The sequence below is a fragment of the Collinsella sp. BG-O-102 genome (genome assembly GCF_023656745.1).
In the GTDB taxonomy this organism is placed as follows: domain Bacteria; phylum Actinomycetota; class Coriobacteriia; order Coriobacteriales; family Coriobacteriaceae; genus Collinsella.
On sequence record NZ_JAMOKO010000019.1, the window covers coordinates 21383 to 40197 of the forward strand.

The following is an 18815-nucleotide window of genomic DNA, read 5'->3' on the forward strand; positions in this document are numbered from 1 at the left end:
ATCTACACCGTCCTGATGCGCGGGTTGATGAGCAGGTAGAGCATGTCAACCACGATGTTGATGATGATGAAGGCAAGAGCAACGACGATAACGACGCCCTGAACCAGGTTCGCCTCGTTGCCCTGAACGCCCTGCAGAATCGCAGTGCCCATGCCGGGGAGGTTGAAGATAACCTCGATGACGACGGCGCCGCCCATGAGGTAGCCGATCTTAAGACCGAGGGTGGTGACCGGGGTGATCAGCGCATTGCGAAGAACGTTGATGCCGACGACGACCTTCTCGGGAACGCCGGCGCCACGAGCCATACGGACATAGTCCTTGTCGAGCTCCTCGACCATGGCGGTACGCACGATACGAGTCATCTGGCCCGTCAGCGGAAATGCCAAGGCGATAGCGGGCATGATCATACGTCCCAGATAGCCAACCGGATTCGTGGTGAAGTGAGGCAGAGCACCCGATGCCGGGAGCACCTTAAGGTAGGAAGAGAACAGCAGGATCAACAGAACGGCAAGCCAGAACGACGGGGTTGCCAAGCCGGCGATGGAAAAGACGCGGATCACTTGGTCCGGCCATTTGTCGCGATACAGTGCCGCGATGACGCCGAGCAAAAACGAAACGACCGCACCGATGGCAAGACCGATGAAGGTCAGCTGCATCGTGACGGGCAGGGCCGTGGAGATGCGCTTGGCAACGGAGTTGCGGGCAGCGCCGTAGGTACCCATGTCGCCATGAATCAAATCGCCCATATAGCGCACGTAGCGCACAGGCCAGGGGTCGTCCAGACCATACTTCTCATGGTACTCGGCAACCGCCTCGGGCGAGGCACCGTCACCCAACGCCGTGTAGGCGGGGTCGGTCTTGGAGAACGACATAAGGAAGAACACCAGGACGGTGACGCCCAATGCCATGATCGGCAGCGCCACAAGACGCCTTCCAATCAAACGTAGCAAGTTGTTCACGTTCTCTCCCCTTTCTTTTGTCGGTAGGACCAACTGGTATATGAGTACGGATACTCATTACAAGACCCGAGCGACATCGTTGCCGCCCGGGTCTTTGTTTCAACTATGAGGATACGGTCCCAACGGCCGACATCCTGCATACAGACTCAAGCGAGTCTTACGCCTTGACGGTCGCAACGCCCCTGAAGGACATGCTCGTCGTGCCGATGCCCTTGAAGCCGTCGAGAGCCTCGCCGTTGGGCGCGGTGGACGGATCGTCCCAGGAAGCGGAGACGGTCTTGACGTGGACAACGGGGTACAGAACGGCGTTGTCGGCGATGATGTCGAAGCACTCGTTCCACTTCTTCTGCTGCTCGTCGCCCTCGGCGGCAAGAGCCTCGTCCATGAGACCGTGAAGCTTCTGCCACTCAGCGGACTCCTTCCACGGGCAACGGGTCTGCATCCAGACGTTGTCGCCATACCACCAGTTGAGCAGCAGGTCGGGGTCAGCGCCGAAGCAGGAAGGATCGCCAGGGGCAAGGAGGATATCGTAGGCCTCGCCGCCGTCGATGGCAGCGTAGGTGGCCGGCGAGGTATCGGTCTGGATGGTCACCTCAAAGCCGAGAGCGTCGAGGTCGTTCTTGACCTGGGCGGCCATGCCCTTGATCTGCTCGTTGTCGGTGGTGCGCAGGGTGATGGCACCCGGGGTGATGCCGGACTCCTCGATGAGCTTCTTAGCCTTCTTGGCGTCGGTCTTGTACACCGTGGAAGCCTCATGATAATTGGTGAAGCTCTTGGGCAGGTAGCAGCTGGCAGCGGTGGCAAGGCCGGCAAAGGTGTTGCTGACCATCTTCTCGGTGTCGAGCGCATACATGACAGCCTGACGGACCTTGACGTTGTTCCAAGGCTCCTTGGCGACGTTGAACATGATGAAGCGGGTGCCGAAACCCTGAACGTTATCGATCTTGCAGCCGGCGCTCTCGAGCTGGTCGACGGCGTCAGCGGTAACGAGCTCCATAACGAGCGTGGAGCCCTCCTGCTGAGCGGTAACGCGAGCGGTGGGGTCGGTCAGGATGCTGTACTGGATCTTCTTATCCTCGGCAGCATACTCACCGTTGTACTCGGGGTTGGGAACCAGGGTGATCTCGGTATCGGAGATAGAGTCGTACATCCAGGGGCCGGAGCCGATCGGCTGCTTGGCGCGATCCTCCTCGGTCTGGGTGGCCGGGGTAACGCGGATGATGGCAAGACGATCCTTGAGCAGAGAGAAGTTGGGGACCTTGGTCTTGACCGTCACGGTGCTGGCGTCCTTAGCCTCGATGGACTCGAAGGGCTGGAAGAACGGAGCATAGGTAGCGGAAGCGGCGCAAGCGGTGTAGGAGGCAACGACATCGTCAGCGGTGACCTCGGTGCCATCGGAGAACTTGGCGCCCTTGCGGATGGTAACCTCGAAAGTGGTGTCGTCCACAGACTTGGGGTCGTCGGTGGCGAGCTCGTTGAAGGTGCTGTAGTCGTGGTAATCGATGCCGTAGAGGCCCTCGACGACGTGCCAGTTAGCACCCAGGCCCACAGCGGAGCCGGTGCTGGCGGGGTCGAAGCTGGACGGAGCGTAAGCGGAACCAGCGGTGATCACGCCGCCGCCACGGTTGGCGGAATCGGTGGAACCGGAAGCGGAACCCTCGTCGCTAGAGCTGCCACCGCAGCCGGTGAGACCAAGCCCTGCGACAGCAGCGACGCTGCCGGTGAGGCCGAGGAACGAACGCCTGGACATACCCTTGTTGATGATGGCCATGTCTTCTCCTATCAATAGAGAATCTTACCCGGGAGCACCTAGACTTGCCCCCGCGCAACTTGCGGACGATATATACCTTACCTACCGACAAACCCAACTTGGGTGCCGCGCTCGGCGACCGATACATACATACGCTTGAACGGTATTTACTACCGTTCACCGAATTCATTGACAAACGATTCGACAGACAGTATGTATCGACGAGGTGAGATATCAGTCTTCGTCAACCCGCAGGATAGCAGGGTTATTCACCATGGCTAGTCAAACGTTTTAGCGTTAATAAAACCCGAAATCAGCAGGTAATCGCCGCGAAATAAATGATTGAAAATCAGCCAATCATGTATATCAGTTGTTTAGAAGCGCGTTTAGTTTTCGGAACGGCTGGCCGATGCTTGGGCGCGCTCGGCATTCCATGCAACAAGTGCCTCGTGGACCGCTTTGGCGACATCGGCCGGAACGCCTCGAACTTCCGCAATCTCCTGCTCGCTTGCCGCGCGCAAACGCTTCATCGAGCCAAAATGGCGCATAATGGCACGTTTTCTGGTGGGTCCCACGCCCGGAACGTCGTCAAGCACCGAAACCGTCATAGCCTTATCGCGCAACTCGCGATGGAACGTAATCGCAAATCGGTGGGATTCATCGCGAACCTGCTTGATCAGATAAAGCGAAGCGGAGCCGGTCGGCAGCACGACGGGGGTCTCGTCCCACGGCACGAAAACTTCCTCATCGGCCTTTGCCAAGCCACAAACTGGTATATCGAGGCCAAGCGCCTCAAGTTGCTTAATTGCAGCGGTCAATTGCGGTTTGCCGCCATCGACAACGAGCAAATCGGGGCGCGAGCCAAAGCGCTCGTCCGCCATGCGCTCGGGAGCATAGCGACGCCCCAGAACCTCGGACATCGATACGAAGTCGTTCGCCTCGTCCAATTCGGCCTGAATTTTAAAGCGACGATACTGGCCCTTGTCGGCACGGCCGTTGGTAAATACCACCATCGAAGCGACGGTAAAGGTGCCGTGCAACGTCGAGATATCGAAGCACTCGATGCGCAACGGCGGCGCAGGCAGCGCCAGCGCGCTTTCGAGCTCCAGGAGCGCCTGATTAGTGCGATCGTCAGCATACCCCGTGCGCATCATGTAGCGCATGAGGGCATGGCGCGCATTTTTGGAAGCCATATCGAGCAGGCGGTGCTTTTCGCCGCGCTGCGGCCTATGGAGATGGCAAGAGCGTTCGCGCTTGCCCGCAAGCCACTCCCCCAACGCTTCGGCGTCCTCAAGCTCGACAGAGAGATTGATCTCGGCTGGAATATCAGCCGTCTCGTCGTAATAGCGCTTAAGAAAGCCCGATTGAAGCTCTTCCTCGTCGACATCCAGGCCTTTATCGAGGATGAACTCACAAGTTCGAACCGTTCGGCCCTCGCGAACGACAAAGACACAGGCGGCAGAGATAGTCTCTTCGCGATAGAAGCCGATGACGTCGATATCGACGCTCGATGGAAAAACGACCTGTTGGCGATCGTCCAGGCCCCTAATGACTTCCAGGCGACGCTTGACGCGCGCCGCACGCTCAAAATCGAGCGTCTCGGCTGCCTCCGTCATCTCGGACGTAAGCTCGTCAACGACATCCTTGCGATGGCCCGACAAGAAACGTTCGACACGTTTGACGTTCTTGGCATAGTCGGCAGGGGAAATCGCGCCGATACATGCGCCCGGCCCGCGCCCGACATGGTAGTCAAAGCAGGGACGCCCGTTTTGCGCGCAAATCATATTGACGATGTCTTCTTCGCCCTTATGAGATTCGACGATGCGGCGGCAGCGGCGCCATTCCGCACAGGATGCCGAGCAAATAGGAATAACCTTGCGTAGCGTATCGATGGTCTCACGCGCCGCACGGCTATCGGTATAGGGGCCAAAATAGCGCGTTCCCGGTTTATGACGCTCTCGCGTGTATTTAATAGCCGGAAACAAGTCGCTCTTGGTAATGGCGATAAAGGGATAGCTTTTATCGTCTTTGAGATCGACGTTAAAGTACGGATGGTACTGGCCAATCAGATTGCGCTCGAGCACCAATGCCTCGTGCTCGGTCTCCACCACGATATAGTCGAAGCTCGCCACCAGCTGCATCATGAGCGGGATCTTTTGACGCTCGTCCTGCAGCGTCACGTATTGACGCATACGGGCACGCAGGTTTTTTGCCTTGCCCACATAGATGACATCACCCTTGGCATCTTTCCAAAGGTAGCAGCCGGGTTGCGTGGGAACGCGCGAAACCTGCTCGGCAAGTGTTGGAATGTTGTCGTGACCTGCCACGCGCACCTACTTGCGACGAAGCAGCGCCGAGACCTCGGGCATCTTAAAGACGAAGGCAAGACCAAAAGTTACAGCGAGCGAGACGACGCCTGCAACACAAACGTAGCCCAGGGTAATGAGGATCGAGCTGCCAAGCGCTCCGACAAAGTGCTCAAGTGCCCACATGACGCCGGCGCCCGCGGCAGCGCCCAAGCCACCGAACAGTAGGCCGAAGAAACCGCCATGCAGGATAGACTTGACCTGAAGGCCATGCAGACGACGGCGCAGCCACCACAGTGAGCATCCGACCAAGACCACGTAGTCAACGACGTACGAAAGCGCAATTGCCGGCATACCGTAGCCCAGCACCACGCCAAACAGCAGCACAGAACCGGCCTGGCCGATAGCGGAGTACAGGCAATAGCGGCTATAAGGTTTCATATCGAGCAGGGCCGAGAAGCTCTTCTGCATCAGCACGACCACGCCGTAGAGCGGCAGGGAAAGTGCCAGATAGATAAGGAACTCCGACACCAGCGCCACACCGGATTCATCGAACTTGCCGGCACAGTAGATCATGTTGAGCGGACGGGCGAAGACGATCAGATACATCGCAAACGGAATCAGGAAGAAGAGCATCTGGGCGACACCGCGCGAAATGCCCGTGCGGACGCTGTCGTAATCCTTCTCCTGCGCATCGTGAGAGAGTTCGGTATAGAGTGCCGTCGAAAGCGAGGCGGCGATCAGCGCATAGGGCAATGTGTACCACAGGCGCGCATATGCGATGACGGAAGGGCCGGTCTCGGGCTGCACCACCAGCGCGGCGGCATTGGTAATGGAGGTCGAGACAAACATGCACACCGTGGCGAGCAGCGTCGGGATACCAAGCGCGATCGTCTGTCGCAGCGCGGGATCCTTAAAGTCGATATGGATATGAGGATGCACGCCATGCTTGCCAAGCGCGGGAATCTGGCAGGCCATCTGGACAAAGACGCCGAGGGTCGTACCAGCTGCGATCAAGATAATACCGGCCTGCTCGCCAAATTGTGCAGACACGGGAGCAAAGCCCATAAAGCTGGCGATGACGATGACATTGTTGAGAACCGGGGCAAACGTCGACCAGAAATAGTCGCGGTGTGCGTTGAGAACGCCCGAGAACACCGAGCCCAAGCCATAAAACAGAATTTGAATAGCAAAGAAGCGGAACATGAACGCAGCGGTATCCATGCTGCCGCCATCGCCCGAAAGGAACGACTGCGTCCAAATAAAGCCGGGAGCAAACACGGTGCCCAGCAGCGAGATACCGCCCAGCAGCAGAAGCAGAATACCAAGCAGGTTGCCGACATACTCGTTCGATGCCTCGCGACCCTGCTCGCGCCTCACACCCATATACACCGGCAAAAACGCCGTAACGAGCATGCCGCCCATCACGAGCTCGTAGAGCATGTTGGGCAGGTTGTTGGCAACCTGATAGGAGGACGAGAGCAGCGACATACCGATGGCGGCCGCCATGGCCCACGTGCGGATAAACCCGGTGACACGCGACACGATGGTCAGCACGGTCATAAGGCCAGCAGAACGACCAACCGTGGAGTAGTCCGACGAACCCATATCGTCTACGTCGTCCTGAGAGTCCTCATAAACCTCATCTTGTGGCGGCAAATCGTCCACGACGGCAAAGGAGCCGGTCATCGCAAAGGGATCGTCAACCAAAACGGCGTCATCAGCAGGTGCGGCGTCATCGCTGTTCGGCATGTTGTTACCGGATACGGCATCATCATCGAATATGGCATGGTCGCCAAACACCGTGTCAACTTCATTGGCGGCGACGGTTCGGGCAGAAAACGACAGAGGGTCCCAGTCGTCATCACCGTCGATGGCCACGCCCTCGACGGGATCGGTCGAACCAAGCGGCGACCATTCGTCATCCGAAAGAAGCGGTTCGCCATCATCATGAGCCGTGGGCTTGGCGGAATGAGCGGCAGGAGCGCTCTGCGGTGTGCTCTTTCCCTGGGCTGCCATCAAAAACACCGCCGTCTCATCGGGACGCGGCTCACGAGGAGCCTCGGAGGCGATCGGCATCACGCTGGCGCTCGATTGAGCGGCGGCCAAAAAGACAGCCGTCTCATCGGGACGAGCCGAAGAAAGAACCGTACGGGGAAGTGCCGTGCCGGCACCGGCGGCACGCAAGTACACGGCCGTCTCGCCCGGGTCAGCGGCAGCGGACCAGGCGTTTCGAATCTCGTTATCGAACGAAGCGGCCTCGGGCGCGGGCGTCTGAGGAGCCGACCCTTTTGCAAAGTGAGCTCCGCGCTTTGATTCTTCCTGCGGCATCGCTCAGTCCTCTCTCGTGATCGGGGCAACCGTCGCCCCGCAAAATGCAACTAAGTCATCGGGAGCAAGCTCAAGCTGATAGCCGCGCTTGCCACCCGAGATAAAAATGGTATCCCAAAGGACGCATGTCTCATCGATCAGAGTCCGGAAGCGTTTTTTCATACCGACCGGACTGCAACCGCCGCGGACATACCCCGTCGCGGCAAGCAAATCTTTGACATGCATCATGGTCAGCGACTTTTCGCCTGCGGCGCGCGCGGCGGCCTTGAGGTCGAGCTCGTCGGCAACGGGAATGCAGCACACGACATGGTCGTTGGACGGCGTCGTGCAGACCAGGGTCTTAAATCCCTGACCGGGCTCCTCGCCAAGCTGCTCGGAAATCGCGACGCCCAGCCCCGACGATTCGTCGTCATCGTCTTCGTACGTATGGAGAACATAGGGGATGCCGGCGCTTTCCAGCTCACGCATGGCGTTGGTCTTTGGCGTCTTCACGGCCTTCGGCATGGCATATCCTTTCCCTCGCAGAGCGACGCAAGGATTAAGTATAGGGCCAATTCCGCCGCATATGCCATCTCGACACACAGAAGCGCCACCGAATCAGAAGGAATCGGTGGCGCGTCGGTACTGCAACGTCTCTTTACTGCGCGTCGAGCTGCGCCTGACGCTCACGGTCACGCTTGAGCAGCGGCGCCAAGAACTTGCCCGTGTAGCTCTGCGAACATGCCGCGACTTGCTCGGGCGTGCCTGAGACCACGACGGTTCCGCCGCCATTGCCGCCCTCGGGGCCCATATCGATCAGGCGGTCGGCAACCTTGATGACATCAAGGTTGTGCTCGATCACCAGAACCGTGTTGCCCGCATCGACCAGGCGCTGCAAAACGTCGAGCAGCTGGCGAACATCCTCAAAATGAAGGCCGGTTGTGGGCTCGTCCAAAATGTAGAACGTCTTACCTGTCTGACGACGATGAAGCTCCTTGGCGAGCTTCACGCGCTGCGCCTCGCCGCCCGAAAGCGTCGTAGCGGGCTGGCCCAAGCTCACGTAGCCCAGACCCACGTCATATAGGGTCTGCAGTTTGCGCTTAATCTGCGGGATATTCCCAAAGAAAGCCAGTGCTTCGGTGACACTCATGTCGAGCACGTCCGAGATCGTCTTGCCGCGGTAGGTAACCTCGAGTGTCTCGCGGTTATAACGCTTGCCGCCACATACCTCACAGGGGACATAGATATCGGGAAGGAAGTGCATCTCGATCTTGATCTGGCCATCGCCCTTGCACGCCTCGCAGCGACCGCCGCTTACGTTAAAGGAGAAACGTCCCGGCGAGTAGCCGCGCGCCTTCGACTCCGGCGTGCTTGCAAATAGCGCACGCAGATCATCCCACAAGCCAATATAGGTCGCAGGGTTCGAACGCGGCGTGCGACCGATCGGCGACTGGTCGATATCGATTACCTTATCGATGCACTCGATGCCCTCAATCTTCTTGTACGGCCCCACGGGACGCGTCGAACGATGGATGGCATTCGTAAGCGCGGGCGCAATCGTATCGGTGACCAGGGAGCTCTTGCCCGATCCCGAAACACCGGTAACGACTGTGAGCGTACCGAACTCAATCTTGGCGGTAACGTTTTTGAGGTTGTTAGCGCGAGCGCCCGTGATCTTAAGACAGCCGCGGCCGGGCTTGCGGCGCTCATCGGGCACGCGGATCATCCGCTTGCCGGTCAAATAGGCACCCGTCATGGAATCGGGGCACGCCATGATATCGGCAGGCGTTCCTGCAGCGACCACGTGTCCGCCGTTAACGCCCGCACCGGGACCCATATCGACCACGTAGTCGGCAGCGCGAATTGTATCTTCGTCGTGCTCGACGACGATAACGGTATTACCGATATCGCGCAAGCGCTCGAGCGTCTTGATCAGGCGCTCGTTATCGCGTTGGTGGAGACCGATCGACGGCTCGTCCAGAATGTACAGAACGCCCATGAGGCCGGCGCCGATCTGCGTTGCCAGGCGAATGCGCTGGGCCTCACCGCCGGAAAGCGTCGCCGAGGCGCGATCGAGCGTCAGATAGTCGAGTCCGACATCGACCAGAAAACGCAGGCGCTCCAGGATTTCCTTGACGATGCGCCCGCCGATAAACTGCTGACGCTCGGTAAGCTCCAGGCCCTCAAAAAACTCGAGCGACTCGCGACACGACAGGCAGCAGACATCGTAAATGGACTTGCCGCCCACGGTGACGGCAAGCATCTCGGGACGCAGGCGAGCACCGTGACAGCTCGAGCATGGCTCTTCGCGAATGTATTTCTCCAAGCGAGCCCTGGTGTTCTCGTTCGTCGTCTCGCTGTAGCGCTCGTACAGGATGTTGCGCACGCCCGAGAACTTAGTGTCCCACTGGCTGCGACGCCCATCGAGCTTTTGATAGTCGACCGAAATCTTCGTGTCGCCCATGCCATCCAAAAACGCACGACGCACCCGCGGGGGCAGGTCCTCCCATGGCGTATCGGCACTCACCTTAAAGTGTTTGCAGACCGCAGCAAAAATCTGCGGATAATAGTTGGAATTGCCGAACAGGCTGCCAAAGACTCCATCGGCAATCGACTTTGAGGGGTCTTCAATCAGCGCCTCGGCATCGACCGTCTTTTTAAAGCCCAGGCCATCGCACTCGGGACATGCACCATAGGGCGCGTTGAACGAGAAATCGCGCGGCTGCAGGTCGTCGATGGAATGCCCATGTTCCGGGCACGCCAGTGCCAGCGAATACTCCAGCAGCTCGCCCTCGGTTCCCTCGGGAGCGTCGCGGTCGGGCAGCATATACACGTTCACGTTACCGTGCGCCAGTGCCGTCGCCTGCTCAACGGACTCGGCAATGCGACCCAGGGAGTTCTCTCGAATCACGATACGGTCGACCACGACCTCAATGTCGTGTTTGAACTTCTTGTCCAGGTCGATAGGGTCGTCAAGCGAGCGCACCTCGCCGTCGACGCGCACACGGCTAAAGCCCTCCGCACGCAGGTCCTCAAACAGCTTGGCATATTCGCCCTTGCGTCCACGAACCACCGGCGCCAACACAAACGCGCGACGGCCCTCCCCCGCCGCCAGCACCTTATCGGCGACCTGATCGGTCGTCTGACGCTCAATGACACGACCGCACTCAGGACAGTGCGGCGTTCCCACGCGAGCAAACAGCAGACGCAGATAGTCGTAAATCTCGGTTACGGTGCCCACCGTCGAGCGTGGGTTTTTGGACGTCGTCTTCTGATCGATCGACACAGCCGGCGACAGGCCGTCAATCGAGTCCAGATCGGGCTTGTCCATCTGGCCCAAAAACTGACGCGCATAGCTCGAAAGGCTCTCGACATAACGGCGCTGGCCCTCGGCATAGATGGTATCGAACGCCAGTGAGCTCTTGCCCGATCCGGAAAGACCGGTTATGACCACGAGCTGGTCACGCGGAATGGAAACATCGATATCGCGCAGGTTATGCTCGCGCGCGCCGCGAATAACGATAGAAGAATCAGACATGGAAGCTCCTTGCCTCCTACAACTTCAAATCACACTGACGATGAGTTTAGCGCACTCGACGCGCACAGATGTTCGTGATACAAGATTCGCAGACCTTTTGCGCTGTCTGACGCCGCAGACCGCACGCTCGGTCCGTACTTTCGAATACCGCCGATCGCCTGCCACGCATCATGAATGACTCCCGCTCGCAAACGAGGGTACAATGACGCTCGTGTCACACCGCGGGGCTCCGGCCCCAACATATACAAAGGAGTCATACATGGGTTGCGAGCACGCACAAGCAGCCGGCGGACAATCAACGCCGTCGCAATTTGAAGAGAATACGCTGTCGGAGGTCAAGCGCGTTATCGCTGTGCTTTCCGGCAAGGGAGGCGTCGGCAAGTCGTTTGTGACGGGCGCCATCGCAACCGAGCTCGCCCGCCGCGGCAACAAGGTTGGCATTCTCGACGCCGACATCACCGGCCCCTCCATCCCCAAAATGTTCGGCATGAGCGGACGCCATGTCCATGCCCTCGGCAACCTCATGCTGCCCGAGATCTCCGAGCACGGCGTCAAGGTCATGAGCTCCAACCTGTTGCTCCAAAACGAAACCGATCCCGTCCTTTGGCGTGGCCCGGTTATCGCGGGCGCCATCAGGCAATTCTGGAGCGAGACCTCGTGGGGCCCCATCGACTACCTGCTGGTCGATATGCCTCCGGGAACGGGTGACGTCGCGCTCACCGTTTTCCAATCGCTGCCCGTCGATGGCATCGTCATCGTCACGAGCCCGCAAGACTTGGTCTCGATGATCGTCGCCAAGGCAGTCAACATGGCCGAGAAGATGAACGTCCCTATTCTGGGCATTGTCGAGAACATGAGCTATATCGAGTGCCCCGACTGCGGCAAGAAGATCGAGGTCTTTGGTAAGAGCAAGCTCCCCGAAGTCGCCGAGCGCTACAACCTCGACATCTTGGGTCAGCTTCCCATCAATCCGTCACTCGCCGAGGCCTGCGATAAGGGCGAAGTCGAGACCGCACTGCCCGATGACATGCTGCCCAAGGCCGTCTCCGCCGTTGAGGCCATCGCCCCGCACAAGACAGACGAGGCCTAAGTGAACGCAAGCGCCTTCTATGACGTCTTGGTGATCGGCGGCGGGGCCTCGGGCCTCGCCGCCGCCATTACGGCGGCGCGTGTCGACAAAAGGGTCTGCGTCGTCGAGCGCGACGTCGCCTGCGGTCTCAAGCTGCTCGCAACCGGAAACGGCCGCTGCAACCTCTCAAACGAATCCATCGACATTCGGCGATATAACCGCCCCGCCTTTGTCGAATCCATCATGGGCCCCCAACCCGAGCAAGATCTCGAGAGTTTTTTCTCCTCGCTGGGCATCATGACGATCCGTGAGGAAGGCCGCCTATACCCGCGCTCCCTTCGCGCCGAGTCGGTTCGCGATGCACTCCTCAATGCATGCGAGCGTTTGGGCATCACCCTACTCTGCGGAACTAACGTCATTGCGGCTCATAAGGCTTCCGAAGGCTGGACGCTTCAGATCGACCGTCCCGCTCATGTACTCAAACCCAAAAAGCACGGCGACCGAAAGACGGAGCTCCGTTCGCTTCGAAAGGCGTTAGCCGATACTCCTCGCACGAGCGATGCCCTGCAGGCAAGGGCCGTGGTTATCGCTACGGGCGGCAACCCCACCGGCATCGCCGAGGTGTTTAGCCTTCCCTTGACGCCCCTGCGCCCCGTCCTGTGCCCCGTATCGGCATCAGTCGTCGGCGACCGGACGGCACTCGGAACTCTGGATGGTCTGCGCGTCCGAGCCCGCTTAACGCTCTCGCGCAGCCACGAAGAGCTCTGGCGAGAAGATGGCGAAGTGCTGTTCCGTGCCTTCGGCATCTCAGGCGTCGCCGCCTTCAATCTCTCTCGCCGTATCAACCAGGGCGACACTGTTCTGATCGACTTCTTTCCAGATTTCTCCAAAGATGAGCTGCTCGATACGCTCGAGCAGCGTGTCAACGTGCTCGGCGATTTTTCGCCCCGAAACTCCCACTGGCTTGACGGCATGCTCGCCCCGCAGCTCTCACACGTCGTCTGTACGGCATTCGAGCGGTGCCATCCCGGCTCGCGCGATGTCATCCACCTGGTCTCAATCCTCAAGCACTTTAAACTGTCCGTCGAAGGGACGGCAGAGGAGCGCTCAGCACAGGTCACGCGTGGCGGCATATCTATCGAGTGCGTCTCGACACCCAATCTTTACGTGAACAGCACCACAGGCGCCCCGCTTTACGTCTGCGGAGAAGCGCTCGACATCGACGCCGATTGCGGAGGCTTTAACCTTGCGTGGGCCTGGATCTCGGGTATTCGCGCTGCAAGCAGCCTGTAGCCGCGCAGTCTATAATCAAAAACGCATTCGGGCCGTCTGGGATACCGGACGGCCTCTTTCTTGCCTCTAAGGAGACCTCGATGATCGAAATCACCCAAGTCAACGCGACGCTCGATGAGGCCGGCGACGAAAACGCCTGCCTTGCTATTGGCAGACGCGCCGTCAAACGAGCCCTGCGATGCGAGGATTCCCAGATTAAAGCCATTGAGCTCCATCGCAAGTCAATCGACGCCCGTAAAAAGCGAGATGTTCATTTTATTTTGAGCTTTCGAGTTGAGCTGACAAGCTCCCGACTCGAACAGGAAGTGGTCGACCGCGTCGCCGAGCGCAACCGCTCGCGCATCCGCATGGTTGACGGCGAGGCTCCTTCATTCCCCAACCCCGTCCCGAATGCACCCAAGGGGCGTCCCGTCGTTGTCGGCGCCGGTTGCGCCGGTCTCTTCGCCGCCCTGACCCTTGCCGAAGCGGGCCTTAAACCCCTGCTCATCGAGCGCGGCGACCCGGCATTTCGCCGCTCACATGCGATCGACCTCTTTCTAAAGGAGCGCATCCTCGACCCCGAGAGCAATATCCAGTTTGGTCTGGGCGGCGCGGGGACCTTCTCGGACGGCAAGCTCAATACGGGAACCAAAAATCCCGCCCATCGCCTTATCCTCGAGACCTTCGTCGAAGCGGGCGCTCCCCGCGATATTCTATGGGATGCAAAACCGCATATTGGCTCCGACATCCTCCCCGCCGTCGTTACCAGCATCTCCCAGCGCATTGAACAGCTCGGAGGAACCGTTCGCTATCGAACGAAACTCGTTGACATTCACACTGACACATCTGGCGCCATTGTCGGTATCGACATCCAGTCGTCCCACGACGCGACAAGCGAGTCAATCAACACAAAGCATCTCATCCTTGCTTGCGGTCATTCTGCCCGCGACGTATTCGAGGTTCTCAAAACCCATGATGTCGCCCTCGCTCAAAAGACGTTTGCCATGGGCGTTCGCATCGAACACCCGCAGTGTGATATCGATCGGGCGCAATATGGCCCCGCGGCGGGTCATCCCGCGCTCGGAGCAGCCCCCTATAAGCTCGTTACCCATCTTCCCAACGGCCGCAGCGTATTCTCATTCTGCATGTGTCCTGGCGGACAGGTTGTCGCAGCCTCTTCAGAGCCCGGCCATCTGTGCGTCAACGGCGCCAGTCTCAACGCCCGCGCCGGCCGCAACGCAAACGCCGCTCTCCTCGTTAACGTCACGCCCGACGATCTCCCCAGCGACGATCCTCTTGCAGGCGTAGAACTCCAGCGCATTTGCGAGCGGGCTGCCTATCGCCTTGGCGGCTCCAACTGGAACGCACCGGCACAGCTCGTCGGCGATTTCCTTGCAGAACGCGCCAGCACGACATGCGGCAAGGTAAAGCCCACCTATCCGCTCGGCGTGACTTGGACAGCAATCGATGAGTCATTGCCGCAACATATCATCGAGTCGCTTCGTCTGGGAATTCCCTTACTCGGCAAAAAACTGCGTGGCTACGACCATCCCGATGCCGTCCTCACCGGTGTTGAGACACGCTCGAGCTCTCCGGTCACCGTTACTCGAGACCGTCAATGCCACGCTGTATCGACCCCGGGGCTCTACCCTTGCGGCGAGGGGGCCGGATATGCCGGAGGAATCATGAGCGCAGCTACCGATGGCATCCGTTGCGCCGAAGCCCTGATCGCAGACCTCTAGCGCACGAATTCCAGCACGCAAAAGACACAGGCCCCGAGCTCCACAGGGAACTCGGGGCCTGTTCGCTATTTCTTAAACCGTGCACCCTGGCGTTTTCTGCCCGATGCGAACGTGGAACCCTTGCGGGCCTGCGAACGTAAGCGCTCGATCGTCTCGTCCTCAGACGCACCCTCGAGCATCGCCCGAATCTGAACGACAGCATCGCGCAGGCGCGCCGCCTCCTCAAAGTCCATGGCGGCAGAAGCGTTGCGCATATCCTCTTCCATGGTTTCGACGATCCGCACAAGCTCGTCATGCGGCAGTTCTTCCAACTGCTCCGCAAGTGTCTGCTCGGGTGCCACCGTTTCCGGCACGCCGCCCTCGCCCGACTCATCGGGCGTATAGAATGCGCCATGGCCAAGGGAGTCGCCCTTCGAGCGCCCCTTGGAACCCACAGTCTTTTCGGCCTCGGCAATAAAGCTCGAAATGTCGTTAATGGCCTTGCGGACCGTCTTGGGCACAATGCCATGCTCTTCGTTATATGCCATCTGAATCTCGCGACGGCGCTGCGTCTCCTCGATGGCTTCTTTCATCGAATCGGTCACAACGTCTGCATACATGATGACCTCGCCGTCGGCATTACGGGCCGCACGGCCAATCGTCTGAATCAACGAACGGCGATTGCGCAAGAAGCCTTCCTTGTCAGCGTCGAGAATTGCCACCAGCGAGACCTCGGGGAGATCCAGACCCTCGCGGAGCAGGTTGATGCCAACGAGAACATCAATCTTTCCCTCGCGCAGCGTTCGCAGGATCTCGACACGGTCCATCGTCGCTGTATCGGAGTGCATGTAGTTGACCTTAATGCCGGCATCGAGCAGGTGATCGGTCAGATCCTCGGCCATGCGCTTGGTCAGCGTGGTCACCAGCACGCGCTCCTTACGGGCCACGCGCTCGCGAATCTCGTCCTCAAGATCGTCAATCTGGCCTCGGACCGGACGAACGTCGATTTTGGGATCGAGCAGGCCGGTCGGTCGAATGATCTGTTCAACATCGTTTTGACTCACACGCAACTCATAGTCGCCTGGCGTGGCCGAGACGTAAATGAACTGCGGAATCCTCGCCTCAAACTCATCGAAACGAAGCGGGCGGTTATCGAGCGCCGACGGAAGACGAAAACCATGCTCAACAAGCGTAACTTTGCGCGAACGGTCGCCTTCGTGCATACCGCGAATCTGCGGCACCGTCACATGGCTCTCGTCGATGATGCAAAGCATATCCTTGGGGAAGTAGTCAATCAAGGTAAACGGCGGTTCACCCGGCTTACGTCCATCCAGATGGCGCGAGTAGTTTTCGATGCCGTTGCAAAAGCCCATCGTCTCGAGCATCTCGAGGTCATAATCGGTCCGCTGCTGCAGACGTTGCGCCTCGAGCAACTTGTCGGTCGCCTTGAGCTCCGCCACGCGCTTCTCGCACTCTTCGCTGATTGATTTCAGGGCCGCCTTGACCTTTGGCTTCTCGGTCACGTAGTGCGAAGCCGGCCACACGGGAATCGCTTCGTACTCACGTAGCATTTCGCCGGTGACCTCATCGATCTCGGCAATCAGCTCGACCTCGTCGCCAAAGAACTCAAAGCGCAACGGATGCTCGGCATAGGGCGGATATACGTCGACAACATCGCCGCGCACGCGGAAGGTGCCACGTGCTTGGTCATAGTCATTGCGGTCGTATTGAATGTCAATGAGCGCATGGATGAAGTCGTCGCGCTCGAGCGGCACCTTCTTATCGACGTTCGGCGCCAGGCCCGCATAGTCCTCGGGAGAACCGATGCCATAGATGCACGAGACCGATGCGACGACAATCACATCCCGTCGAGAAAGCAGCGATGCCGTCGCCTGATGGCGCAGCATCTCGACCTCCTCGTTAATCGAGGAGTCTTTCTCGATATACGTATCACTCTGCGGTACATATGCCTCGGGCTGATAGTAGTCGTAGTACGAGACGAAGTAGACCACGGCGTTGTTGGGAAAGAATTCTTTGAGCTCGCTCGCGAGCTGGGCGGCGAGGGTTTTGTTGGGGGCCATGACCAGCGTTGGCTTACCGAGAGCTTCGATGGTCTTGGCCATGGTAAAGGTCTTGCCCGAGCCGGTTACGCCCAGCAAAACCTGATAGCGGTCTCCGTCCCTCACACCCTGCACAAGCGACTCAATGGCCTTTGGCTGGGAACCTGCAGGCTCATAGGGAGACACGACCTCAAACGGCACCTCAGAGCCCTCAACGCCAAAGCGTTTGAGCTCTCCGCCAACACGCTCAACTTCAAAATCCGCCATGGATACTCCTAACTCATACATCTGCAGTATACGCAGGCGGCAGGCATAGTCCTATACGAACCGGTCGGGATAGAGGGTCTTATAGCGAACCCAGGCATTATTGACACGAATCAAATAAGCTTGCGTCTCGGGGAAGGTAATCGCGTTATGGAGCGATGTGTTTTGCTGCGCCCACCCATCGACATTGCCCATTCCGGCATTGTAAGCAGCAATAGCGCTATCCGTCGAGCCATTGAAATATGTCAGCAGGTACGAGAGATATGCGCACCCAAATTCAATATTCGAAGCGGGGTCATTCAGGTTATCGGCAGAATACTCGTCCCCGTCGACAAGGCCCTTGGCGATCATATCCTGAGCGGTTTCGGGCATAAGTTGCATGAGACCTTGGGCGCCCTGGTTTGATTCCGCCTCGGGATCCCAGTTTGATTCCGACTTGATGACGGCACATACCAGATACGGATCGAGATTATGCGAAATGCTGGACTGCTTTACATACGCCTCATAGTCAATCGGATAGAACGGTTTAAAGAAAGCGGCGGGAGCACACGAGTAAACGAGCGAGATAAGGCCAAAGACGAAAACGACAGTCAGGGGCACAAGGCGATACCACGTAAAGAAGCGCGTCTTAGGCATCTGTCGTCCCCTTATCCGTAGCGTCCATAAGGCCATGGCGGGCAAGCCATGCGTCCAGTTGTACAAAGAGCGAGCTATCGCCCGCCGCGTTATCAATCACGGTAGTGGCTAGACTGCAAAGCGAAGACTCATCGGGCTGGCAAGCACAGCGAGCATCAAAATCGGATGCCTCCATACCACGGTGAATAGCGCGTTCGCGACGGACCTCCAAAGGAGCGCTAACAACCATAATTTCATCCGCAAGGCCAAAGGCGTCCTCAAAGCCAGCTGGAGCAGATACTTCGACCGCCGCAAAGGGATAGCGAGGAGTCGAAACCGTACAGCAGACAGGATCGAGAATCCTCAGCGAAAGCTGCTCAATGAGAACGGGGTGCACAATGCTATTGAGCCTTGCAACCGCATCAGGAGAGGCAAAAGCTCGAGAAGCGAGGATGTTACTTCGAACGCCGCCCTCCTCGTCCAAAATATCCCAGCCAAACTCTTCAGCAAGAGCATTGACGATATCCGACCCCGGCACGTACAGCGATTTGGCAAGAACGTCTAAATCGATAAGCAGGGCTCCGCGAGATTCCAGATAGCGGCAGGCAGTCGATTTACCCGAAGCAATATTGCCCAAAACAAAAACGGTAAACATCAAGCCCTCCCTAACGTCAATGCGAGATATTATCGCGCAAATACAAAGCGACAGTTCAAAAAACAGCCAAACAGTAAGAGAGTCAAAAGAAGGGCCCGTTCACAAGGGACAGCTTGTATATAACGCAAAAAAGGGGGAGGCCGCGAGGCCTCCCCCTTCTACATTCCCAATGGCGGCTCGGTGCCGTCCACCGGTCAGCGGCGCCCTGGCCTCCCACGGGCTGACCCCGCAGTACTCTCGGCGCGATGGGGCTTAGCTTCCGGGTTCGGAACGGGACCGGGCGTGCCCCCCATGCT

Annotated in this window: 12 protein-coding genes and 1 rRNA gene; 3 read left to right on the forward strand and 10 right to left on the reverse strand. The window is 58.6% G+C overall.

Features of this window, described 5'->3' with window-relative positions:
- Positions 1–2: 2 nt before the first annotated feature.
- The 6 genes from NBH09_RS08835 to uvrA all read right to left on the reverse strand — a co-directional run bounded on the left by NBH09_RS08835 (position 3) and on the right by uvrA (position 10863).
- Positions 3–959, reverse strand: a complete 957-nt coding sequence (locus tag NBH09_RS08835; RefSeq protein ID WP_035138896.1) for an ABC transporter permease — start codon at positions 957–959, stop codon at positions 3–5.
- A gap of 157 nt (positions 960–1116) precedes the next feature.
- Complete coding sequence (locus tag NBH09_RS08840; protein ID WP_006236162.1) at positions 1117–2730, reverse strand: ABC transporter substrate-binding protein; 1614 nt, start codon at positions 2728–2730, stop codon at positions 1117–1119.
- A gap of 365 nt (positions 2731–3095) precedes the next feature.
- Positions 3096–5036 carry an excinuclease ABC subunit UvrC gene (uvrC, locus tag NBH09_RS08845; RefSeq protein ID WP_328291085.1) on the reverse strand — a complete coding sequence of 647 codons (1941 nt, stop codon included), beginning with the start codon at positions 5034–5036 and terminating at the stop codon, positions 3096–3098.
- 6 nt (positions 5037–5042) lie between these two features.
- The gene (gene murJ / locus NBH09_RS08850; protein WP_250787732.1) at positions 5043–7346 is read right to left on the reverse strand and encodes a murein biosynthesis integral membrane protein MurJ; all 2304 of its coding nucleotides are present in this window, start codon (positions 7344–7346) and stop codon (positions 5043–5045) included.
- A 3-nt stretch (positions 7347–7349) separates the two neighbouring features.
- A complete protein-coding gene (gene ybaK / locus NBH09_RS08855; protein ID WP_118081932.1) occupies positions 7350–7850 on the reverse strand; it encodes a Cys-tRNA(Pro) deacylase in 501 nt (166 codons plus the stop codon).
- A gap of 133 nt (positions 7851–7983) precedes the next feature.
- On the reverse strand, positions 7984–10863 hold the full coding sequence (gene uvrA / locus NBH09_RS08860; RefSeq protein ID WP_250787733.1) for an excinuclease ABC subunit UvrA: 2880 nt from the start codon (positions 10861–10863) through the stop codon (positions 7984–7986).
- Between the two features lie 259 nt (positions 10864–11122).
- Here uvrA and NBH09_RS08865 point away from each other — a divergent pair, with 259 nt between their 5' ends.
- The 3 genes from NBH09_RS08865 (at position 11123) to NBH09_RS08875 (ending at position 14946) form a co-directional block, all read left to right on the forward strand.
- Positions 11123–11953, forward strand: coding sequence for an Mrp/NBP35 family ATP-binding protein (locus NBH09_RS08865; protein WP_250787734.1), 831 nt, complete (start codon positions 11123–11125; stop codon positions 11951–11953).
- On the forward strand, positions 11954–13225 hold the full coding sequence (locus NBH09_RS08870; RefSeq protein WP_118081923.1) for an NAD(P)/FAD-dependent oxidoreductase: 1272 nt from the start codon (positions 11954–11956) through the stop codon (positions 13223–13225). It begins immediately after the preceding gene.
- Between the two features lie 80 nt (positions 13226–13305).
- A complete protein-coding gene (locus NBH09_RS08875) occupies positions 13306–14946 on the forward strand; it encodes an NAD(P)/FAD-dependent oxidoreductase (protein ID WP_118081921.1) in 1641 nt (546 codons plus the stop codon).
- Between the two features lie 65 nt (positions 14947–15011).
- Here the strand turns inward: NBH09_RS08875 and uvrB are convergent, their stop codons facing one another.
- The 4 genes from uvrB to rrf all read right to left on the reverse strand — a co-directional run.
- The gene (gene uvrB / locus NBH09_RS08880; RefSeq protein WP_250787735.1) at positions 15012–17252 is read right to left on the reverse strand and encodes an excinuclease ABC subunit UvrB; all 2241 of its coding nucleotides are present in this window, start codon (positions 17250–17252) and stop codon (positions 15012–15014) included.
- 51 nt (positions 17253–17303) lie between these two features.
- Positions 17304–17885, reverse strand: a complete 582-nt coding sequence (locus NBH09_RS08885; protein WP_118081917.1) for a lytic transglycosylase domain-containing protein — start codon at positions 17883–17885, stop codon at positions 17304–17306.
- Positions 17878–18519: a dephospho-CoA kinase gene (gene coaE / locus NBH09_RS08890; protein WP_118081915.1), complete on the reverse strand. Its 642-nt coding sequence runs from the start codon at positions 18517–18519 to the stop codon at positions 17878–17880. The genes NBH09_RS08885 and coaE overlap by 8 nt, the downstream gene beginning before the upstream one ends.
- A gap of 192 nt (positions 18520–18711) precedes the next feature.
- Positions 18712–18815: ribosomal RNA gene (gene rrf / locus NBH09_RS08895) — 5S ribosomal RNA — on the reverse strand; the annotation flags it as partial.